The sequence below is a fragment of the Erysipelothrix sp. HDW6A genome (genome assembly GCF_011400295.1).
In the GTDB taxonomy this organism is placed as follows: domain Bacteria; phylum Bacillota_I; class Bacilli_A; order Erysipelotrichales; family Erysipelotrichaceae; genus Erysipelothrix.
Window position 1 is genome coordinate 660,017 of the sequence record NZ_CP049859.1, and the last position, 21,601, is coordinate 681,617.

A 21,601-nucleotide genomic window follows, 5' to 3' on the forward strand; every position below is an offset into this window, starting at 1 on the left:
TCAAAGATAAATGGGGGACTTGTATGACAAAAATAGAAAGATTAAGAGAGCTGCTCGATAACCATCGAGATGAAGAACGTGCCGAGAAGATGGCTGCATACATGAAGGGTAATTTTAAGTTTTATGGGTTACCTTCTCCAGACCGCAAGAAAATCACGAAGGACTTCATTAAAGAAGAGAAACAAAGCAAAGTCATTGATTGGGATTTTCTTTATCAGTGCTATGAAGAAGACGAACGAGAATGTCACTATATAGCTATCGACATCCTAATAGCAATGCGTAAGCATCTGACATATGAAGATATCGATAAGATATTACCTTTCATTAAGAATCAACAATGGTGGGATACCATCGATGCTTTAGACGCGGTAATCGGAGGAATTGGTCTTGTAGATGAAAGAGTCTGTGATCTGATGATACAGTGGTCGCAAGATGATGATATGTGGTTTAGACGCCTTGCAATTGACTTCCAACTTGCATATAAGGACCAAACCAATACAGATGTGTTAGAAGCAATAATCCTTAATAATCTAGGAAGCACCGAGTTCTTTATCAATAAGGCAATCGGATGGAGTCTTCGTGAGTACTCTAAAGTAAATCCAGAGTGGGTAAAAGACTTCATTCGAAGGCATCATGAATCCATGAGTCCTTTGAGTATTCGTGAAGCAAGTAAGTATATTTGAAGAGACAAGTAAGCTTGTCTTTTCTTTTTTTGGTTTTGATCTAATGAGCGAAGATAAGTTCAATAACATCATTTCCGAAATTGAAAAAGAAATACTAAATACTGGAAATATTATGAAAAACTGATTTAATGTCGAGGTACTCACTGAGTTATAATGATTCTAGTAAGGTGGTCATGTGTATGAAACGAGTTTGGAAAGTATTGTTTTGGATTAGTTTAGTTGTTGGTCTTTTGTTCCTGTCTGAAGTAGCCATAGAGCTTTTCTATGAATTCATCTTAGATGGTGGTGGAGGAAGTGAATACTTCACTTATAGATTTACTATTGGGACAGTAGGGATATTGTTATTTGTACTTGCTATAGCTATTGGTTCTAAACAAGGCTTCCTCGATGAAATGCTTAGAAAGGATAAGGAAGAACCTTATGAGGCACCATACCACTATATCAAAGCGAAAAAAGAACAGAAAAATGATTCAAATAGAGAAGAAACTGTGCAAAGTGACAGCACAAAAGACGCTTAAAGATGCTATTTGAATAAAAGGATTGCATCTTGAATAATATTTGATTATAATAGGACAAAGAGGTCCTTTAAATTGATCCAGAGAGGTCAACAAGGCGTTATTAACTTTAATAACACAAGGGCTAACTTTAGCCCTTTTTTTGTGCAAATCAGGACCCTTATAGGAGGAAGAAATGGAAAAGAAAAATACAGTAATGGGTTATCTCCCAGATGAGAAACCAACTTTAGGGAAGATGATTCTCTTTGCAATTCAACAAATCTTAGTAATGTTCCCAGCAACAGTTATGGTTGCTTTACTAACAGGGTTCCACGTTTCAACTACAATCTTCGCAAGTGGATTTGCGACACTTTGTTTCTTATTTATAACTAAAGGTAAGATTCCATTGTATTATGGATCAAGCTTCTCTTACATTACCGCAATCGTGGGGATTACAGGCGGTGCTGCAGGTGCTATATCAGCAGGGGCAACAGCTCCAGATGCTTTAATCTCACAAGCGCAGTTTGGTATTATTGCTTCAGGTTTTGTTTCAATCGCTGCAGGACTTGTCGTAAATAAATTCGGTCAAGAAAAAATTGAAAAATTCTTACCTGCAACTGTAACAGGAAGTATCGCAATAATTATCGGTCTATCCTTAGCAGGTAGTGCAATGACAGGTGCAATCGGATATGATGCAGCTACAAACACAATGGATACCAATTCATTAATCGTAGCGTTTGTAACCTTAACAGCAACAGTTCTATTCTCTGTATATGTTAAGAAAGGTGTTCTTGGACAATTACCTATCTTAATGGGTATCGGAGTAGGTTATGCATTAAGTCTTGCACTAAATATGGTTGATTTTAGTCAAGTAATGGCAAATGGCGTAATCGCTACACCGCACTTTACGTTACCAAAACCTAACTTAGAAGCAGTATGGGCAATCATGCCAATTGCTATCGCAACAATTCCAGAATCAACAGCTCACTTATTCCAACTTGATATTTATGTAAACAACCTTGCAAAAGAAAAAGGTGTTACTAAGAAATATGATATCGCTGATAAGCTTGGCTCAAACTTAATTGGAGACGGTGTTGGTGATATTGTAAGTTCGATGTTTGGTGGACCTGCAGGAACAAACTATGGTGAAAACATTTCAACAATGGCAATCACTAATAACTTCTCAGTATATGTACTAGGTGCAGCAGCAGTTCTTACCATGATTATTTCATTCATTAGCCCACTTGCAGCTTTAGTTACATCCGTACCAAGTGCAGTTATCAACGGTGCTGGAGTTTACTTATTCGGTGTTATTGGTGCTCAAGGTATCGCAATCTTAATCAATAAAGAAGTTGACCTCTTTGATGCTAAGAACTTAGCTATCATTGCTATTATCTTAGTTGTAGGTCTTGGTGGAAACTTTGCCTTCCCAGGTGGTATGATTCCAGTTGGCACAATGCAACTACCAGCAATCGCAACAGCTTCAATTCTAGGGATCTTCTTCAACATCATGTTGAACATTAAGAAAACTAAATAAAGACATAAAGAAAAGGGTATGGGATCGTTAATGATCTCATACCCTTTTACTGTTTGGTAGACTAGATGTATTCTCCAGGTTTAACACTGAACATGATTGTTCCACCAATTGGATCTTTCTTGATTGCAGCTTTAGCGATAGCGCATGCTGCATCTTTGTCTTCTGAATCAACTTCAAAATAAAGCTTGATACCTTCTTTTTTCACGAATGTGAATTTTGGAGTTTCAATAGCTTCAACGATACCTTTAACTTTATCTTGCATGATAGGACTGTTTACTATAATCATAATTATACCCTCCTTAACTATTACTTATAAAGTTTACCAATATTTTAAAGAAACCGCAACAAATTAAAATAATATTTCAAATTAACATAAAATACTTGAAATATTATTTTATCATGGTATTCTTTTAATGTGAAAGCACTACCAAAGTGCAGGAGGAAAGAAATGGAAGGAATTACACGTTTTATCGAAGAGAAAATTGCGCCACCGCTCATTAAATTCTCTCAATTAAAATACGTTCAAGTTATGCAACGTACAGGGTTAGGAGTCATGAGTTTACTTGTCATTGGATCAGTATTCTTATTAGTAGCTTCATTCCCAATTAAAGCATGGACTGACTTTTTAGGGATTTCCGTTGGACTATCGCCGCAGCATCTGGTGTTGGTACAGGATTTATTGCATTATATTCTGTTGTTACTACATCATACGGATTAGTAGAGTTCTACAATAAACAACGTGGAGAATCACACGATATTGTACAACCTATGATCTTAGCATTGGCTTCATTCCTATTATTAAACCCAGCTCAAACTGTTAAAACAATGGTTGAAGGAGCTACAAATCCAGGAAGCTTCTCAGGAGTACCTACAGCTTATTTAGGAGCAGTTGGTGTCTTCTCAGCAATCTTAGTTGGTATTGTTACTGTTGAAATTTATCGCTTTGTAGTGAACCGCAAATTAGTTATTAAAATGCCAGAAGGTGTTCCACCAATGGTATCACAATCATTTGCAGCACTTATCCCAAGCTTCTTTGTAATCTTATTCTGGTGGTTCTTTGGACACGTTCTAAAATTAAACATTCCAGAATTAGTATCAGGAATCTTTACACCATTAATGTCAGCAAGTGATACACCATTCACAGTTGTTCTTACAACATTCTTAAACCGTGTATTATGGTCAGTTGGTATCCATGGTTCAAACATCGTTGGATCAGTTATGGGAACATTCTGGTCAAACATGGGAACAGCAAACTTAGAATACTTTAATCTAAACAACACACTTGTAGGTCTACCACATACATATACATCAGTATGGATTGACAACTACATTTGGATTGGTTTATTCCCACTTGCAATATCACTTATTACTTCAAAATCACCACGTCTTAAAGCACTTGGTAAATTATCAATCGCCGCAGCATTCTTCAACATTGGTGAACCATTAATCTTTGGTCTTCCAATTATGTTGAACCCACTAATGATGATTCCATTCATCTTAAGCTATGTAGTGCTCGCAATTGTTGCTATAATATTAACGTATACAGGCTTCTTACCAATTCCAGTATTAATGATTTCCTGGATCACTCCAGCACCAATCAAAACATACTTAGCTACAAATGGTAACATAGCTGCATTAGCTTACGTATTAGTCGCTTGGGTTGCAATGTTTATTATCTTCTACCCATTCGTTAAATCAATTGAGAAAAACGATTTGAAAGAAATCGCAGCTGCTGAAGAACAAACACAAGAATAGAGGTACAGACGATGTTAGGTATATCTTCATATTTTAAAGATTTAGACTATGACTATTTGGAAAGAGCATCAAAGCTTGGTGCTAAATATCTGTTTACATCCCTTCATATCCCAGAAGAAGACTTATCAAAGCTTCCTGAGATACTACCTACTTTTTTAGAAAAGTGTAAAGAGTTTAATTTGGACATTGTTCCAGATATTTCTCCTGTTACATTCGAAAAACTTGGAGTAGAAGCTAACGACTACGTTGCTTTGAAGAAGATGGGATTCAAGGTACTTCGCTTAGATTATGGATTTGATGACTTCAACGTTATCAAAGAATTACTTGAGAACTTTGACTTAATGTTAAATGCTAGTGTTGTGAACGAACAATACATACTTGATGCTAAGGCAGCAGGTGTAGATTTCTCACGCATCTCAATGCTTCATAACTTCTATCCAAAAACAGAAACAGGTTTATCCCTTGAATACTTTAAGAAGATGAACGAAGCATTTGTACGTCATGGTATTCGTACAATGGCTTTTGTTCCAGGAGATCTTCTCAAACGTTTCCCACTTTATGAAGGGCTACCTACTGTAGAAAAACATCGTCAAGAAAACCCTTATGTTGCAGCAGTTGAATTAATTCATGACTGTGGTATTACGGATGTGTTGATTGGTGATAGTAAAGCTCACCTTAATACTTTACTCTATATGGAAAAATATATGAGTGAGCGTATTATGCACATTCCTGTAGTCTTCACTGAAGGCTACCACCACATGTTTGATAAACTTCATACTGTACGTCGTGATCTATCAGAAAACGTCATTCGTATTACTGCAGATCGTGTACCAGGTATTGAAATTCGTGATAATAACTACCGTAACCGTGGAGCTATTACTATCGAAAACCAATTATCAGGTCGCTACAGTGGAGAAATTCAAATTACTAAAAAAGCAATGCCAATGGATGCAAGAACTAACGTAATTGGTTTTATTCATCCAGACTATGTTGATTTAGTCGATGCAATTGATCGTGATACTAAGATTCAATTTGTAAAAATTAATTAAGAAGGAGCCATCCTTCTTTTTTACAAGATATTTAGGAGAGAGAAATATGGTGGAAAAATTTGTTACAGCGATTCAAACCAATCGCTACCTCAATGCTACAAAGTTCGCAATTATTAAGATTGCTTATTTAAACATCGGTGTAGCCTTTGGCTTACTCGCGTATTCTGTAGGGGATCGATTAGGCTTTGTGTCATTATCGATGAAACTTAAGGTACCCTTCATGATTACGATGTACATGGTGATGATGAGTCTTATTTTTGTGTACTTAATCATGAAGGATCTAGTGGAAGAAGAAAAAGGGATTGATGTTTATGTTCCTGTGTTTGTTATGGGACTGATTTCATTAAACTATCTCGATACGAAAAGCACCTTACTTCCAATTATCGCCTTAGCTATTGGATGTATATTTGGAGTATTAATGCCGATCTTATCACGTTTGAAATTTAAGTTTCAAGCATTTCCACCTTCAGTAGCAGATTACTTAAACCGTCTTATTCCGATTCTTATTGTTCTCATAGCTGTCTTTGGCTTAGGGTCATACGGCATTGAATTTATTAATCTCTTACTAAAACCATTCCTATGGTTCACAGGATTTCTTGATACCTATTTTGGCCTTGCACTCACGATTGCTTCGATAGGCGGCTTCTGGATTCTAGGAGTACATGGTGTTGCGGTAATGGGTTCTTTACTACGCCCATTCTGGTTCTATATGATGCTTGTGAATGCGATGGATATTGCGCTTGGTAATAATGCTACATACATTGCTAGTGAATCCTTCTACCAATGGGCTGTATGGCTTGGTGGTTCTGGATGTACATTAGGATTATCCATTGGACTTGCATACTTTGCGAAGACCAATGAACTCAAGACATTAGGTACTGACTCCATGAAGTCTAATATCTTTAATATTAATGAGAACACACTCTTTGGAGTCCCTGTTGTTGATAATCCTGCATTTAAGATTCCATTCTTCTTAGCACCATTATTATGTGCTCTTGTTGCGTTCTTTGCCTTCTCGCAAGGCTATGTCACAACACCATCACTTGTAATGCCATGGGTCTTACCGGTACCAATTGGAATCTTCTTTGCTACACTGTTTGATTTTAGATCGCTCATTCTATCAGCAATATTAATCGCAATTTCATTTGCATGTTACTATCCATTCTTAATGAAATACGAACAAAGTTTAATCGAAAAAAGTCGATCATAAGTACCAAGGTATCACATTTTGTGATACCTTATTTATAGGAGGCAAGGCTTCATGAAAAAATATATTCTTGCTTTAGATCAGGGAACTACAAGTTCTCGAGCAATCTTATTTAATAAAGACCAAGAGATTGTGTCCATAGCTCAAACAGAGTTAACACAAATCTATCCCCAAGCAGGGTGGGTAGAACATGATCCGATGGAAATTTGGGCAACTCAATCAGGAGTATTGAACCAAGTTATCGCTCAAGCTGGGATTGATGCAGCAGAGATTGATTCCATTGGGATTACTAACCAACGTGAAACTACCATTATTTGGGATAAGAAAACCGGGAAACCAATCCATAACGCGATTGTATGGCAATGTCGAAGAACTGCAGATCTAGCTGATTCACTACGAGAACAAGGTTATGCAGAATTAATCCAAGATAAGACAGGACTTATCATTGATGCGTATTTCTCAGCAACGAAAATTAAATGGATTTTAGACCATGTAGAAGGTGCGTATGATCGTGCTAGACGTGGAGAGTTAATGTTTGGAACCGTTGATACGTGGCTTGTATACAATCTTACGAACCGTCATGTCCATGCAACAGATGTTACCAATGCAGCTCGTACCATGCTTTTCAATATTAATGACTGTAAATGGGATGATGAACTATGTAGTCTTTTAGACATTCCTCAAGCAATACTACCAGAAGTGAAGAACAGTTCGGAAATCTTTGGTTATGCATCCATTCAAGGAGTTATGATTCCAATTGCAGGTATTGCTGGGGATCAACAAGCAGCATTGTTTGGTCAGACTGCTTTTAATCCTGGTGAAGCTAAGAACACCTATGGAACAGGATGTTTCGTCTTGATGAATACTGGAGAGAAGCGTGTTAAGAGTAAAAACGGTCTTCTCACTACCATTGCAATCGGTATTGATAATAAAATTGAATACGCTCTAGAAGGTTCAATCTTCGTAGGAGGGGCTGTAGTACAATGGCTTCGTGATGAAATGGGACTGATTCGTAACGCTGCAGAATCTGAAGTTCTCGCTCAAAAAGTAGAGGATAATGGTGGTGTCTATGTCGTACCTGCCTTTACAGGTCTAGGAGCTCCATATTGGGATATGTATGCTCGTGGTAGTGTATCAGGACTCACTCGAGGATCCAATCGTTATCACTTAATACGTGCATCACTAGAAGGCGTTGCTTACCAAACGTATGATGTACTTAAGGCAATGGAATCCGATAGTGGTCATGAATTAACGCTACTTCAAGTAGATGGAGGCGCATCAAGAAATAACTTCTTAATGCAGTTTCAAGCAGATATATTAGGTATTCCAGTAAGAAGACCTGATACTACGGAAACGACTGCGCTAGGAGCTGCCTACTTAGCAGGTCTTGCGACAGGTTTCTTTGAGAATAAAGAAGCACTTAAGAAAGCACAAACAAAGGCTACAGAGTGGCAAACGCATTTAAGCGAAGAGAAACGTGAAGAGTACTTAAAAGGCTGGCATCGCGCTGTAAGTCGCTCTTTTGAGTGGATAGAAGAGTAAGGGAAGACAAACACTGTGTTTGTCTTTTTTTCATGAAAATAGATTGACTAAATATATACATTGTATTACGATGTATATAGGAAGGAGATGTATATGATAGATAAAGAATTACTCAAGGGAATTATGAAGATACTAGTCTTGAAGATCATTAGTTTGGATGATACCTATGGATATGACTTAATCAAAGAATTAAAGAACTTGAGCAATGGTATTATAGATATCAAAGAAGGTACCCTTTATCCCATTCTCCACACCTTTGAAGCACAGAAAGACATTAAGAGTTATTGGTTAGAAAGTGATAAGGGGAGAAAGCGTAAATATTACTCCATCACAGATAAGGGTAAGAAAACACTCACGGAACTAACAGGACAGTGGGACCTTCTAGAAGAAGCAATGCATCGCATTTTGGAGGTGTAGCATGAAAGAACTTAAAGTATTTGCACGACAAGCAGTCAGTGAAATCGACGATATCCTTGAACGAAGAAGTGCAGAAAAAGAAGTCTATGCAGCATTGATGGATGCGTATGATGAAGAGATGGCATACCATCATGATTCAAAGAAAGCAATTGCACAAGTTATCGAAGACTTTGGTTATGAGCCTTTAACGAAAGAAGAATTAAGAAATGCGCATATCCGTAAGATAGGAAAGAAAGAAATTCTGATCCTTGCTATCTTTGTCATTTCTGTATTCGTACTGTTACATATTCTGTTGATTTGGGCATTTGGGGGATTTTAAGAAGGAGACTCTCATGATAAAAAAATACTCGTTTGCATTAGGCGTTTACAGTTTGGTATTTTTTCTCGTAGCATTTGTAATCATGAAATTAACCAACGATGGTTTTGGTGTTGTGATTTCAAGTTTAATTATTGCGAATAGTTCAGCCGTATTTTTGGTAAGTATTGTGATGTCCTATCGCTATGGTATTGATTTCATTCATACGATTATGATGGCAGTATTATATGTAGTATCCGTCTATGTAGTCTTTAACAATTCTGCTTTAGACTATCTTTACTTCTATATTGTGATTGACTTTATTGGACTGGGTGTAGGACGTTTATTACGAAAAGTAATAAAATAATAATCCTAATATGAATGGAATTTAAGAAATGTTCAAATAACATGTCCCTTGCTTGTATAGTTTGGTATAATGAAAAAAGCTATGGGGAGAGATGTTTATGTCAGTTTATTTATATCCAATTAAGCAAGCGGGATTAATATTCCTTATTGCTTTCGCATTATTAATGATACCTACGATGATCTTTCAATACCGAAAGTATGGCTCAGTTTCAACAGGTCGATCAATCATTTTGTATGGTTTCTTGTTTTACATGATTGCAGCTTATTTCTTAGTAATCTTGCCACTACCTGCAAAGGAAAGTGTTACCAATTCTTACCGAGATATGATGCAACTAGTACCTTTTGCGTTTGTACGTGATTTCTTTACGCACACAAGCTTAAGACTAGGAAGTCCATCAACATACTTACCTGCTCTACTTCAAGGTGTTGTAACACAACCAGTATTTAATGTCTTTCTAACAATTCCTTTTGGAATGTTCCTAAGATATTATTTCGATCGTACATGGAAAGAAACACTTATTGCGAGTTTCTTACTATCACTATTCTTTGAGTTATCACAACTCAGTGGCTTATATGGTATCTATCCAGGTCCGTATCGTTTGTTTGATATTGATGATTTATTTCTCAATACCTCTGGTGGGATGATTGGTTATTTAATAAGTCCACTGATTAATGTGTTCTTCCCAAGTCGAAGAGAATTAGACCGTCTAAGCTACGAACGTGGCCATACCGTAAGCTACATTCGCCGTTTCATTGCGTATAGTGTGGACTTAGTTCTTCTTGGATTCCTATCGAATATACTAAATTATGGTGTCAGGGCAGTTGGATTATCGATGGTTTCTCCGATAGTTTACCCAATCCTATTTATGGTCTATTTCGCAGTCTTCCCTGTTGCCTTTGATGCGCCAACTCTAGGACAACGTCTTGTGAAGATAGAAGTAGTGAGTGATACCAATCAAACGTTGAAAGCTCTTCTAATACGTGCTGCTTTTGTACTAGTGTTCTTTGATTACGGAGCAAAGTTTATTAACTTGCTATGGGATATTATCAACAATAGTAATACTGCATTCTACACCCTTGGTGTATTGTTCATATTGGGTGTTCAAGTATTGTGGTATGCCTTTATTGCAATTCACTTAATCTATACCGCTCGACACTCACATAAATTATTCTACGAAACAATATCTAAAACAAGTACAGTAAGTACGATAGAATAATCAAAAATTTTTGTAGAAAACTAAAACAGTTCTATGATATAATTATTTCACAATTAAATGGGTCCGCTACACTCTGTATTGACCCTTAATGAAAATTAAGGAGGACCTATGATAGAAGTAAGAGCTATTTCTAAATCATTTAAGATACCGGTCCGAAACGCCGGTATTTTTTCTGCTGTCAAATCGTTTTTTCATCGCGAATATAAAACGATTGAAGCACTAAAGAGTATTGATTTCTCAATTAGAAAAGGAGAGATTGTTGGGTATATAGGACCTAACGGAGCTGGGAAAAGTAGTACGATAAAAATTATGTCCGGAATCTTACGACCAGATAGCGGGGTCTGTACAGTCGACGGACTTAATCCTTTTACGGATCGTAAACGTCATGCTGAGAACATAGGCGTAGTTTTTGGGCAGCGTTCTCAATTATGGTGGGATATACCCGTTATCGATTCGTTTGAGCTTCTTAAAGATATGTATCGTATTTCAGAAGAAGAGTACTCGGAAAGACTTGAGGAACTTGTGAGTCTTCTTGATATCAAAGATATTGTTAGGATGCCGACTCGACAACTTAGTTTAGGGCAGAAGATGCGTTGTGAAATCTGTGCATCACTGTTACATAATCCTAAAGTACTATTTCTTGATGAACCTACGATTGGCTTGGACGCTGTATCGAAACTTGCGGTACGAAAAATAATTAAAGATATTAATCAAAAATATCAGACAACAGTAGTACTGACGACTCATGATATGCAAGACATTGAATCCTTAGCAAGTCGTATTATTCTCATTGGTGATGGACGTATTGTATTTGATGGGACGATGCTTGAGTTTAAAGAACGCTTTACAATGAAACGATATCTTGAGGTCATCTATGAAGGTGAACTTCCGTCAAATCTAGGCTATTCATTGATATCAAAAAGCAGTGATCGTTTTACCATGGAACTCAATAATCCTTTATCGCAGGTTATTTTAGAACTATCACAACACATTAGTATTCAAGATGTGAAGATCATCGAAGAAAGTATCGATGATATGTTGATTCACGTCTATCAAGAGATGTCATTATGAGACAGTATTTTGCATTATTTAAAGTAAGATTTAACGCAGGACTTCAGTATCGAGGAGCTGCTCTCGCAGGAGTTGTAACCCAATTCGCATGGGGATTTCTTTCGATTCTCTTGTTTACAGCCTTTAATACTACAGAGATGTCTCCAGAGAATCTTTCAACATTCTTCTGGTTGCGTCAGTCTACAATCGCTTTAACTGCAATATGGATGATGGATACTTCTCTTTTTCAAGTCATCGAAAGCGGTGATGTAGCCTATGAATGCGCGCGCCCTACTGATCTCTACACTTTATGGTTTGTACGTAATGTTGCTTTCCGTTGCGCGCGTTTTGTACTGAGGGCAGGACCTATCGTGTTCGTGGCACTTTTCCTTCCAGAACCATTCAGGATGTCACTACCCCAAACACTGACAACTTTTACCTTATTTATCGTGTCTTTAGGTATAACCTTATTGTTGGAAATATCCATTAATATGTTTCTCTATATTGGTACGATGTATATGAAAAGTTCTCTAGGAATACGTATCTTAACAATTTCATTATTTGACTTACTAGATGGTAGCAATATACCGTATCCATTCTTTCCTAAACCTGTTCAAGAGTTCTTTAAATTCACTTTCTTTTATGGGCTACAGACAACGCCATTCTTTATTTATATGGGATTGATTCAACCTATAAGTGCGATTGCGATTCAAGTAGTATGGCTCATTCTGTTTGTGTTGCTTGGTAAGTTCTTGATGTCAAAAGCACTTCAACGTATTGAAGTGTTTGGAGGTTAGTATGTTGTATCTAAAATTTTTAGCAATGCATATTAAAGTTCAACTTCAAAATCGAAAGTCTTTTATCATCATGACAATAGGTCAAGCCTTAATGGCATTTACTGGTGTGTTTGTGGTGCTAGTAATTATGGACCCACAACAAGTTGTGATGGGATTTAATCGACATGAAGTATTAGTCGGAGCAGCAGTAGTGATGGTTTCGTTTTCACTAGCGGAATGTTTTGGAAGAGGCTTTGATACTTTTCCCGTACTACTAAGTAATGGTCAGTTTGATAGATTTATGCTGCGACCACAGAATATCATTTATCAAATCTTTACAAGCACCATGGACTTTACACGTCTTGGTAGAGTCCTTGTAGCTCTAATAGTTCTATTTACTTCCCTACAACAAGTCGAAATCAGTAGTTATTGGCTACTAATCTCAATGATAGTATCTGGTATGATTGTTTTTGTCTGCTTATTCATAATTTATGGTGCCTTGTGTTTCTTTACAACTGAGTCACTTGAGTTCATGAACATCCTTACAGACGGAGCACGTGAGTTTGGAAAAGTACCGTTCTCATTCTATGGCAAGAGAATTCTTAACTTCTTAACCTATGTGGTTCCCTTAGCATGTTTTCAATACTATCCAATGTTGGTGCTACTAGGTAAAGAAGGATCAAGTATTTATGCCTATTATCCAATGTTTGCATTGGTGTTTATTCTACCGAGTTATGGCATATGGAAAGTAGGGATTAAACACTATCGATCAACTGGTTCTTAGTAATCATCTATTGAAGTGAAAAATGTAATTTTAGCTACACTTCAGTGTAGCTTTTAATATGCTGTTGCTTGTGAGAGAAGTGTCAATAGTGTATAATTTGAAAAATCTAGTGAGGTGACATTTATGTTGTGGGATTTTTCGTACTCTATCAAAATAGCAATTCTAATTTTCCCAATTATTGCATTAGTTTTTGCGATTCCTTTTTTGGTGTACCAATACCAAAAATATGGAGCATCTCACTGGTGGAGATTTGTGACAATCTACTCCTTTGTATTTTATATGCTTGCTGCATATTTCTTGGTTATTTTACCTTTACCGAAACGAAGCATCGTAGCGACGATGACGTCACCATATATTGATTTAAACTTTGGAGACTTCTATAAAATATTCTTAAACCAAGGTCTTAAGGTTGGAGGACTCGATGCATGGCTTCACTTCTTTTCGACTAAAGCATTTCACCAAGTGTTCTTTAATATCCTATTAACCGTTCCTTTTGGTGTTTATTTAAGGTATTACTTTAAGAAGGGATGGTTTAGCACAATCATTCTCTCATTTTGCATATCACTCTTTTTTGAACTGACTCAATTATCAGCCCTTTACGGGCTCTATCCGCGTCCTTATAGAATTTTCGATGTAGATGACCTATTCTTGAATACTCTTGGAGGAATCGCCGGATATGTCTTGACACCGGCAGTTGTGTTCATGTTTCCAAGTAGAGATAGTATGGATGAAGATTCCTACCGCCATTCTCGAGAAATTGGAATGGTTCGAAGAGGGACAGCCTTTCTTGTTGATTTGATTTCGATTACAGGAATTAGTTTGCTTGTAGTTATAAATTTATTCCCCAAAGCAAATATACTCAAGACTTTGATGTCACCTAGAAAACTAGCACATATATTGTTAGATAAGCCATTATTAATTCTCATTATGATAGGTATCGGAAGCATTATATTAATCTTTGTCCCAACAATCTTAAACGGCTATACACTTGGAAAGAAACTCGTTGGTATCCGTTTGGTGGAAGAGGATGGATCGCGTGTCAGCTTTTGGAAGCTTCTTCTTAGGTATGGTTACATTGGATTCGTCCTTTCGGCACTTTACTTATCAGCATACTTAGTGGTGAATAAACCACTAATTCTCAATAATTCATTGGATGGACAATTCGCAGCTATCTTTATTGTACTGTTACTAGGTGCTTATACCTTCTTTGATATTGTAGTTTCAAAGGTCACTAAAACACCTTTTGTTTATGAAAGAATAAGTGGAATTATAAACATTGCTGATGAACTCGCAGGTGATATGTGGGAAAGTGATGAATAAATTGCGTGAATTTATAGTAATTCTTTTAATTGCTTTGTGATTGATGTAAGATAGTCAATGAGGTGTATTATGAAAAATAAAAACAAAAATATAAAAGAGAATTTCTTATTCTCTTCCAAATTCATATTTGGAATATTAGTAGTAGCAGTAATAGTACCGTTATACTTTATTAATAGTTTAAATTTACTACCATCGAAGTATTTGATGATAGTTGTAATAGGGCTAGCTGTAGTCCTAGGAATATTTGCAGTATTACTATTTAAAACAAAAGGAAAAGTTAGAGGAGCATCAAAAGTGGTATCGCTCTTAGTGTCTCTTGCTCTTCTATTTACAACACGATACGTTATGCAAGGTGGCGATCTTTTAAGTAAGCTTACTGGTGCGAATAAAGATACTCACGTTATTTCGATGGTCGTAAAAGCAGATAGTCCCTATGAGAAGTTTAATGATATTAAGGATTTAAGCTTTGGGGCTAATACAACTATGGACTCAGAAGGAATAACTAGTGCTAAAGAATTAATCCAAGAAAAGAAAAATGCTACCCCTACGGTTGTTGATTATTCTAGCTATGGAACCCTTGGAACAGATTTATTAGAAGGAAAAATTGAGGTAATCCTACTAAGTGAAGCGCATCGTGGATTAATGAATGAATTTAATCCAGGATTTGATGAACAAACAAAAGTTATTGATTATGTTTCATATGATGAAGAAGTTGCGATTGACAAACCTGAAGTAAACGTATTAGAAGATACATTTTCCGTTTTCATCACAGGAATTGATACATATGGTCCAGTTTCTACAGTATCACGCTCAGATGTGAATATGATTATGACTGTTAACCCAAAGACGCACCAGATTTTACTGACAAGTATTCCACGTGACTATCACGTGAAGCTAGGAACCAAAGGTGCAATGGATAAGCTCACACATGCAGGTATTTATGGTGTTGGAGAGTCTGTGAAGACACTAGAAAACTTATTTGGAATCAATATTGATTACTACCTTAAAGTTAACTTTACATCAGTTCAAGATATTGTGAACGCCTTGGGCGGGGTAGATGTATATTCTAAATATACATTTACATCTTTACACGGTAATTATAACTTTACCAAAGGTATGAACCATATAAATGGATCTCAAGCGCTTGGTTTTGTAAGAGAAAGATATAGCCTCCCTGGAGGGGACAATGATCGTGTTACAAACCAACAAGAATTAATAAAAGGAATATTGAATAAAGCAATGTCTCCTGCAATATTAACAAATTATTCGTCAATTCTGAAATCAGTTGGAAATAGTATGCAAATGAGTATCCCGCAAGAAGATTTTACTAAGTTAATTCGTAATCAATTAGATTCAAATGATTCATGGGAAATACTTCAATATCAAGTCTACGGTACTGGAGCAAGTAGTGGATCTACTTACTCAATGCCAGGACACAATGTTTATGTAATGAATCCAAACAAAGAGAGTGTAGATAAAGGATCCAGACTCATTAACGTTATGGAAAGTGGAAAATCAATTACATTGGATTAATGTCACCTATATATAGTAATTAATTTTTCGTTTTATAGTCATGGAAACGATATGTCAGTTTAAACGTAACTTATTATTTAGCACTCTTGAAAATTTAATATTGGTAAAGTCCAACACATAATATGAGTCTCAAAACTCTATCATCAAACTACATGATGGTAGAGTTTTTTGTGTGCTTATGTTAGATAAGTGAAATTAAAAATTTATAATTTCTTAATAATAGAAAAAAGAATTTTCATGGTACTGACCTATAGTTTTGGTACCAAATAAAAGCGATGGTCTTGCTTCAAAGGCTGCAATCATCGCTGGTTGTACAAAACTCACAAGAATCATATTTGCCGTATGTTCTAAAGAGGAATTATTTGTATAAGGTAATTTTACCACAAAAGTAAATTTAGTACTTATTCAATATTTTGGTGTGCACAAATTGCTTAAATAAAATGATCTTTCTCCCTTATTGACTTCTTATTCAATCTCTGTGAAGGATACAACTCTCACTGATATTCGGAAGTTTATTTAATGTGTCTAATACGCATTCTAAATCTTGTTTATCACTAATTGTATACGCAATAATCTCTCGAATATATATATCCATAATACTAAACAGATAAAGCATTGACTTTCCAAAAGGCAAATTGGTTATGCAGTTGATAATTTCTCTAATGGACGAGTCGCATTGAAATCTACATTATTGATGTTCTCTACAGTTCTAAAGGGTTGTCCCGTTGATTTTCTTCGTTTAGGTCGAACTTTTACAATTCAAGTTATGTTTTTGCATGATTCTTTGGACTGTGTTTTTATTTACACTTATTTCCTTATTTATAAGATATGTAATTTCTTGATAACCGTACCTAAACTTATTTTTCTTACAAAGGCTTTTAACGAGCTTAACGAGTTCGGAGTCCTCTTTGTCTCTGGGTATTTTTTTAACCCATCTATTGTACGTAGTTTTGGATATGTTAAGGACCTCTAACACTTTCTTTTGAGTTAACTTCCCTTTATCGAAATTAATTAATTGGATAACTACTTCCGGAACCACTTCCTTTCCAACTCTCGATACTTTTTTAAGATTTCATTTTGCATCTCCAATTGTTTTATCCTATCTTTATCACTTGTACTTTGGACTTCATAAGGACCATGACCATATGTATACTTTCTCCCTATAGGTTGATCAAACCGATAGAACTCTCCGTCTCGATGCCAGTAATACCAAGCATAGACTTGAGATTCACTTTTGATATCTAATTCTTTCATAATTTTTTTAACTGAAACTCCTGCAAGCTTCGTTTCAATCGCTTTAAGTTTAACGTCTTTTGTAGAAATATTTTCTTCATATAAAAATACCTCAATCTTTTCATTTTACAATGAATCGATAGAAGTATTTTTTTAATTTGGTACCGATGAACTAGGTCAGTTCATATGATTAAAAACTGATATTCTTTTTTATGTTGTGATGACATATTTCAAGTCTGGATATTTGTGCTCTTTTGGTATTAATTTAAACAGAAATTGTCGGAAATAATTACATGGAACTGATAGCTTGATAAGTAGCAATATCATATAATTTAAGTATTTAGCCCTTTAATCAATATTATGGCTACAATCAACTTCTTATTGCCAATTATAACTAAAAAAAGCATATCAAACATGTGAATAGTACAATAAATTGGTAATATGAAGAGCTAAAAAACCTGAATAATAATCTATTTTAAATATAGTTGACAATATAGAGAAATTTGTTAGTGTTATTTATGGTATACTGTCTTTTTGAAGAAAGAAGGTTGTAATATGAAAATATTCATTATGATAATTATTTGTTTATCTTTATCAAGTTGTAGCAGTGGCAGTAGTGCTGAAAATTATGATAGGATAACACATAAAAAATTTAAAGTGTTTGAAGAAAACTTTGAAAACAACACACTCAAAAACATAAATTTATAAGCTGCTACAAATCACTCTTTCACATTATTAAAAGACTTTAAGGACAAAGACAATACAATGTTGAAGGTAACTCTTCATAAAGGTGATTTTGTAAACAATGGACATCGTGCTGAATTTAAGAAAGAAGTTAATGAGAAAGTCGGCGATGAAATGGTCTATAAGATTGATTTTATGATTGATAAACAATATAAGGATTCAAAAAAATGGCAGTCTATTTTTCAACTCCATGATAAACCTGACTTCACAAATGGTGAGACATGGGAAAAATATTCAGAAAATCCAAAAGCACCACCATTTATGATTGATTATGTCGATAACAATTTGGAAATAAGATTTCCTTCCAGTTCTGTGGATGAAATAAAACCAATAAAAATTGATAAAGACAGATGGTATACTTTGACTGTAAATGTCTTATATGATTTTGAAGGTTTTGTTGAAGTTTACCTTGATGGTGAATCAATCACAACAGGGAAAAAACATTATCAAACAATTTATAATGACTCTGTAAATTATGTAAAAATAGGGCTATATAGGGATAGAAGCATTGAAGAAAATGGCGTAATTTATTATGATAATTTTGAAATTTATAAGGTTGAGAACTAACAAATTCGCATGAATGTTTGTTAAGAATTTTGCTTGTTCTTTTATGTAAATGAGGCGCCTATTATGGACTTTTATAATATTTGAAAGTTTAACAACCGATAAAGTCCATATAATTGTGTAAAAGTAAAAAAAGCCATAGAGGCTCTGCTATTATGTTAGTAACGACACAAACATAAGGAGTTCTCTATGACACAAATCAATTTTACTTTAGATTCAGAACAGATTCAAGACATCATTTCAAAGAGGGGTGCAAATGATCTCACAAAACAAATGTTGACTACGATATTTAACCAGTTGATGGAACGTAAACGTGATGAGTATATTAATGTCGATACCTATTCTCGTGATGAGGGACGTATTTCCCATCGAAACGGTCACTATGATCGCAATTACACAACACGCATTGGTACACTTGATTTAATTGTACCTCGTACACGTGATGGGAAATTCTCTCCCTCTGTATTTGAACGCTACCAAAGGAGTGAGAAAGCACTGCTATCTACGATGCTAGAGATGTATGTTCAAGGTGTTTCTACACGTAAAGTAACGAAGGTTATAGAAGAACTTTGCGGTGTCAGTGTTTCTAAGTCATTTGTAAGCTCGTTAGCAGTTGAACTGGATGCACTTGTTGAGAGGTTTCTGAATAGATCCATCGTTAAAAAATATCCCTTTATTTTGAGTGATGTATTACATATTAAGGTTCGAGAAGAACATCGTGCTGTCTCAAAAGCATTTCATATTATATTAGGTATCAATGCTCAAGGAGAACGAGAACTCTTAGATTTCTCTATATCCGATAGCGAGTCATTTAGCACATGGCAATAGCTCTATACACGTCTTTTAGAACGAGGATTGTCAGGATTGAAACTCGTCATCTCAGATGCACACAAAGGCGAAGTGGCGGCGATTCGAGACGTTTTTGGAGTTGTAGCATGGCAACGATGCCAAGTTCACTTCATGCGCAATGTATTTGACAAGTTGCCACGAAAGAATACCGAAATGATTCGCAGATGAATTAAAGATACTCTTCAAAACGAATAATATCGATATCGCACGAAATATGAAAAATGATATTGTCAGACGTTACAGTGAGAAATATCAGAAGATGACGGATTGTCTTGATGAAGGGTTTGAAGATGCTTTTCAATATTGCAACATTCAAGAAACTAACTACTCCAGACTTAAAAGCACGAATATGCTTGAACGACTCAATTCTGAAATTAGAAGAAGAGAGAAAGTCATCTGCATCTTTCCAAACGAGCAATCATCATTACGACTTATAGGTTCAGTCCTCATTGATATTCATGAGGATTGGAATACGAGTTCAAGGCAGTATATTAAATTTAATGATGAAACTAAAAAGTGGATTGGTTAGATCCACTTACTGACATAATAACTTTTACACAAGATTTAGGACTTGACTTGACAACCTTATTATCAAATGGAAAAATATTAAAAAGCGCAACAAATATATGTGAAAATAGAGTTTAACTATATAATTTATTGTGAGAGTTTAGATATTTTAAGTACAAAAAAGATAATAACGGTTTTTATTATTATATTGTATCTTATGTACTTAACAAATATGATATACTTTTATGGAATATGGAGGAAAAAAGATGAACAGAATCAAAACAATGGAGCTTTCTGTTTTTTTAGCAGACTTAGTTGCATTATTAATAAGTTATTTGTTAGCGTCTTATACTTATTTGGTGTTATTCAAAAATGATAATCTTTTTTTTGAATTAACATTTTATTCATCATTTAGTATTTATTTGATTTCGTTTGTTATCACAGAGTTCTTTACATTAAGTAAAAACAAATTGTTTTTATCAAGAACAAAAACAGAGGAGTTTTTCAATGTAACAAAAAATGTGGTGCTATTCGCTATTGCGATGGCAGGGATGACCTTTATTTTAGGAAAATCAATATATGTATCACGAGGAGTATATTTTCTTTCACTAGCGCTATACTTGATTTTCGGTGTCCTTCTAAGAAAAATATTGATTCACTTATATAGAACGAAGAAAAATGATGCTAAGACTAAAGTATTAGTTATTACAACACAAGAACAAGCAAAACGAGGTGCGGAAATTGAGAGAATACAATCTGGATCAGTAGTTGACATAGTTGGATATGCAATTATTGATGCAAATTTAATTGGGTCTGAAATAGGAGAGATCTCAGTAGTCGCTAATCTTGAAACATTACCCGATTATGTTCGCTATCAGGCAGTTGATGGTGTACTAGTGATTTTAAGTTATGGACAGTTAAAACCTATGGAAGAGATGTTGCTGGACTTAGAAAGTATGGGTATTCTCATCCACTTAGGGTTAGACACAATATCACAGTTTAACAATTCAAGAAGCAGCTTGAATTATATTGGTGATTATCCTGTAATGACTCATGCTGAAGTTTTTCACTCTGAAGAGTCAATGATAATAAAAAGAATCATTGACGTTGTTGGAGGGATCGTAGGGTCTGTAATAACAATTCTTGTTGCAATTATCCTTGGTCCAATAATAAAAATGGAATCTCCTGGACCAATTTTGTTTAAACAAAAACGTGTTGGTAAAAATGGAAGGTTTTTTGAAATTTACAAATTTAGATCTATGGGTGTAGATGCAGAAGCACGCAAAAAAGATCTTATGAACCAAAACGAAGTTGATGGTCATATGTTTAAAATGACAAATGACCCAAGGGTTACAAAGGTTGGGAAATTCATTAGAGCAACGAGTATTGATGAGTTACCACAATTCTTTAATGTGTTAAAAGGGGATATGAGTTTAGTTGGTACAAGACCACCAACGATTGATGAATTTAGAGAATACAAATCACATCATAAAAAGAGATTAAGCATGAAACCAGGAATCACTGGTATGTGGCAGGTAAGTGGACGAAGCAATATTACTGACTTTGAAGAAGTAGTCCGACTTGATGCAGATTATATAGATAACTATACACTGTTATTAGATTTTAAGATTTTAGCGAAAACCTTTGTAGTCGTTTTTGCAAAAATAGGTTCGAAATAG

21 protein-coding genes and 2 pseudogenes are annotated in these 21,601 nt (G+C 35.2%); 20 read left to right on the forward strand and 3 right to left on the reverse strand.

All coding sequences use genetic code 11. From position 1 onward, the window contains the following. Positions 1-23 precede the first annotated feature (23 nt). The 3 genes from G7059_RS03370 (at position 24) to G7059_RS03380 (ending at position 2,714) form a co-directional block, all read left to right on the forward strand. A complete protein-coding gene (locus tag G7059_RS03370; protein WP_166080690.1) occupies positions 24-683 on the forward strand; it encodes a DNA alkylation repair protein in 660 nt (219 codons plus the stop codon). Positions 684-862: 179 nt separating this feature from the next. Next, entirely contained in the window at positions 863-1,201 is a 339-nt protein-coding gene (locus tag G7059_RS03375; RefSeq protein WP_166080691.1) for a hypothetical protein, read from the forward strand. Between the two features lie 172 nt (positions 1,202-1,373). Beyond that, positions 1,374-2,714, forward strand: a complete 1,341-nt coding sequence (locus G7059_RS03380) for a uracil-xanthine permease family protein (RefSeq protein WP_166080692.1) — start codon at positions 1,374-1,376, stop codon at positions 2,712-2,714. Between the two features lie 61 nt (positions 2,715-2,775). Here the strand turns inward: G7059_RS03380 and G7059_RS03385 are convergent, their stop codons facing one another. Further along, a complete protein-coding gene (locus G7059_RS03385) occupies positions 2,776-3,000 on the reverse strand; it encodes a hypothetical protein (RefSeq protein ID WP_240920531.1) in 225 nt (74 codons plus the stop codon). A 162-nt stretch (positions 3,001-3,162) separates the two neighbouring features. Between G7059_RS03385 and G7059_RS10495 the strand changes: the two genes are divergently transcribed. The 14 genes from G7059_RS10495 to G7059_RS03450 all read left to right on the forward strand — a co-directional run bounded on the left by G7059_RS10495 (position 3,163) and on the right by G7059_RS03450 (position 16,025). After that, positions 3,163-3,432, forward strand: a complete 270-nt coding sequence (locus tag G7059_RS10495; RefSeq protein ID WP_240920532.1) for a hypothetical protein — start codon at positions 3,163-3,165, stop codon at positions 3,430-3,432. Further along, entirely contained in the window at positions 3,393-4,469 is a 1,077-nt protein-coding gene (locus G7059_RS03390; protein ID WP_240920561.1) for a PTS sugar transporter subunit IIC, read from the forward strand. The genes G7059_RS10495 and G7059_RS03390 overlap by 40 nt, the downstream gene beginning before the upstream one ends. Positions 4,470-4,480: 11 nt before the next feature. Next, positions 4,481-5,518: a MupG family TIM beta-alpha barrel fold protein gene (locus tag G7059_RS03395; RefSeq protein WP_166080693.1), complete on the forward strand. Its 1,038-nt coding sequence runs from the start codon at positions 4,481-4,483 to the stop codon at positions 5,516-5,518. Positions 5,519-5,564: 46 nt separating this feature from the next. Beyond that, positions 5,565-6,728, forward strand: a complete 1,164-nt coding sequence (locus tag G7059_RS03400; protein ID WP_166080694.1) for a PTS transporter subunit EIIC — start codon at positions 5,565-5,567, stop codon at positions 6,726-6,728. 51 nt (positions 6,729-6,779) lie between these two features. After that, complete coding sequence (gene glpK, locus G7059_RS03405; RefSeq protein ID WP_166080695.1) at positions 6,780-8,267, forward strand: glycerol kinase GlpK; 1,488 nt, start codon at positions 6,780-6,782, stop codon at positions 8,265-8,267. Positions 8,268-8,360: 93 nt separating this feature from the next. Continuing rightward, complete coding sequence (locus G7059_RS03410; RefSeq protein ID WP_166080696.1) at positions 8,361-8,684, forward strand: PadR family transcriptional regulator; 324 nt, start codon at positions 8,361-8,363, stop codon at positions 8,682-8,684. A 1-nt stretch (position 8,685) separates the two neighbouring features. Further along, on the forward strand, positions 8,686-9,003 hold the full coding sequence (locus tag G7059_RS03415) for a hypothetical protein (RefSeq protein ID WP_166080697.1): 318 nt from the start codon (positions 8,686-8,688) through the stop codon (positions 9,001-9,003). Positions 9,004-9,016: 13 nt separating this feature from the next. Continuing rightward, positions 9,017-9,346 carry a hypothetical protein gene (locus G7059_RS03420; RefSeq protein WP_166080698.1) on the forward strand — a complete coding sequence of 110 codons (330 nt, stop codon included), beginning with the start codon at positions 9,017-9,019 and terminating at the stop codon, positions 9,344-9,346. Between the two features lie 97 nt (positions 9,347-9,443). Further along, on the forward strand, positions 9,444-10,562 hold the full coding sequence (locus G7059_RS03425; RefSeq protein WP_166080699.1) for a VanZ family protein: 1,119 nt from the start codon (positions 9,444-9,446) through the stop codon (positions 10,560-10,562). Between the two features lie 108 nt (positions 10,563-10,670). Then, on the forward strand, positions 10,671-11,633 hold the full coding sequence (locus G7059_RS03430; protein WP_166080700.1) for an ATP-binding cassette domain-containing protein: 963 nt from the start codon (positions 10,671-10,673) through the stop codon (positions 11,631-11,633). After that, positions 11,630-12,409: an ABC-2 family transporter protein gene (locus G7059_RS03435; RefSeq protein WP_166080701.1), complete on the forward strand. Its 780-nt coding sequence runs from the start codon at positions 11,630-11,632 to the stop codon at positions 12,407-12,409. The genes G7059_RS03430 and G7059_RS03435 overlap by 4 nt, the downstream gene beginning before the upstream one ends. Before the next feature lies 1 nt (position 12,410). Next, the gene (locus tag G7059_RS03440; RefSeq protein ID WP_166080702.1) at positions 12,411-13,172 is read left to right on the forward strand and encodes an ABC transporter permease; all 762 of its coding nucleotides are present in this window, start codon (positions 12,411-12,413) and stop codon (positions 13,170-13,172) included. A 123-nt stretch (positions 13,173-13,295) separates the two neighbouring features. Further along, complete coding sequence (locus G7059_RS03445; protein WP_166080703.1) at positions 13,296-14,492, forward strand: VanZ family protein; 1,197 nt, start codon at positions 13,296-13,298, stop codon at positions 14,490-14,492. Between the two features lie 69 nt (positions 14,493-14,561). Further along, positions 14,562-16,025, forward strand: coding sequence for an LCP family protein (locus tag G7059_RS03450; protein WP_166080704.1), 1,464 nt, complete (start codon positions 14,562-14,564; stop codon positions 16,023-16,025). A 739-nt stretch (positions 16,026-16,764) separates the two neighbouring features. Here G7059_RS03450 and G7059_RS10645 read toward each other — a convergent pair. Both G7059_RS10645 and G7059_RS03460 read right to left on the reverse strand, forming a co-directional pair. Next, on the reverse strand, positions 16,765-17,064 hold the full coding sequence (locus G7059_RS10645) for an IS3 family transposase (protein ID WP_166080705.1): 300 nt from the start codon (positions 17,062-17,064) through the stop codon (positions 16,765-16,767). Continuing rightward, the gene (locus tag G7059_RS03460; protein WP_166080706.1) at positions 17,049-17,279 is read right to left on the reverse strand and encodes a hypothetical protein; all 231 of its coding nucleotides are present in this window, start codon (positions 17,277-17,279) and stop codon (positions 17,049-17,051) included. Before G7059_RS03460 ends, G7059_RS10645 begins: the two co-directional genes overlap by 16 nt. A gap of 717 nt (positions 17,280-17,996) precedes the next feature. Between G7059_RS03460 and G7059_RS03465 the strand changes: the two are divergent. The 3 genes and pseudogenes from G7059_RS03465 to G7059_RS03475 form a co-directional block, all read left to right on the forward strand. Then, positions 17,997-18,569: pseudogene (locus G7059_RS03465) on the forward strand (heparin lyase I family protein); the annotation flags it as partial. A 186-nt stretch (positions 18,570-18,755) separates the two neighbouring features. Next, positions 18,756-19,944 (forward strand): annotated as a pseudogene (locus G7059_RS03470) (IS256 family transposase). A gap of 244 nt (positions 19,945-20,188) precedes the next feature. Beyond that, positions 20,189-21,601, forward strand: a complete 1,413-nt coding sequence (locus G7059_RS03475) for a sugar transferase (RefSeq protein WP_166080707.1) — start codon at positions 20,189-20,191, stop codon at positions 21,599-21,601.

Excerpts from the sequence above, each read along its gene's own strand:
- G7059_RS03395 (WP_166080693.1), top strand. The coding sequence starts at position 4,481 with ATGTTAGGTATATCTTCATATTTTAAAGATTTAGACTATGACTATTTG.
- G7059_RS03440 (WP_166080702.1), top strand. The coding sequence starts at position 12,411 with ATGTTGTATCTAAAATTTTTAGCAATGCATATTAAAGTTCAACTTCAA.
- G7059_RS03475 (WP_166080707.1), top strand. The coding sequence starts at position 20,189 with ATGAACAGAATCAAAACAATGGAGCTTTCTGTTTTTTTAGCAGACTTA.
- G7059_RS03370 (WP_166080690.1), top strand. The coding sequence starts at position 24 with ATGACAAAAATAGAAAGATTAAGAGAGCTGCTCGATAACCATCGAGAT.
- G7059_RS03460 (WP_166080706.1), bottom strand. The coding sequence starts at position 17,279 with ATGAAAGAATTAGATATCAAAAGTGAATCTCAAGTCTATGCTTGGTAT.
- G7059_RS03385 (WP_240920531.1), bottom strand. The coding sequence starts at position 3,000 with ATGATTATAGTAAACAGTCCTATCATGCAAGATAAAGTTAAAGGTATC.
- G7059_RS03410 (WP_166080696.1), top strand. The coding sequence starts at position 8,361 with ATGATAGATAAAGAATTACTCAAGGGAATTATGAAGATACTAGTCTTG.
- G7059_RS03380 (WP_166080692.1), top strand. The coding sequence starts at position 1,374 with ATGGAAAAGAAAAATACAGTAATGGGTTATCTCCCAGATGAGAAACCA.
- G7059_RS03420 (WP_166080698.1), top strand. The coding sequence starts at position 9,017 with ATGATAAAAAAATACTCGTTTGCATTAGGCGTTTACAGTTTGGTATTT.
- G7059_RS03435 (WP_166080701.1), top strand. The coding sequence starts at position 11,630 with ATGAGACAGTATTTTGCATTATTTAAAGTAAGATTTAACGCAGGACTT.
- G7059_RS03450 (WP_166080704.1), top strand. The coding sequence starts at position 14,562 with ATGAAAAATAAAAACAAAAATATAAAAGAGAATTTCTTATTCTCTTCC.
- G7059_RS03415 (WP_166080697.1), top strand. The coding sequence starts at position 8,686 with ATGAAAGAACTTAAAGTATTTGCACGACAAGCAGTCAGTGAAATCGAC.
- G7059_RS03375 (WP_166080691.1), top strand. The coding sequence starts at position 863 with ATGAAACGAGTTTGGAAAGTATTGTTTTGGATTAGTTTAGTTGTTGGT.
- G7059_RS10495 (WP_240920532.1), top strand. The coding sequence starts at position 3,163 with ATGGAAGGAATTACACGTTTTATCGAAGAGAAAATTGCGCCACCGCTC.
- G7059_RS03430 (WP_166080700.1), top strand. The coding sequence starts at position 10,671 with ATGATAGAAGTAAGAGCTATTTCTAAATCATTTAAGATACCGGTCCGA.
- G7059_RS03400 (WP_166080694.1), top strand. The coding sequence starts at position 5,565 with ATGGTGGAAAAATTTGTTACAGCGATTCAAACCAATCGCTACCTCAAT.
- G7059_RS03425 (WP_166080699.1), top strand. The coding sequence starts at position 9,444 with ATGTCAGTTTATTTATATCCAATTAAGCAAGCGGGATTAATATTCCTT.
- glpK (WP_166080695.1), top strand. The coding sequence starts at position 6,780 with ATGAAAAAATATATTCTTGCTTTAGATCAGGGAACTACAAGTTCTCGA.
- G7059_RS03445 (WP_166080703.1), top strand. The coding sequence starts at position 13,296 with ATGTTGTGGGATTTTTCGTACTCTATCAAAATAGCAATTCTAATTTTC.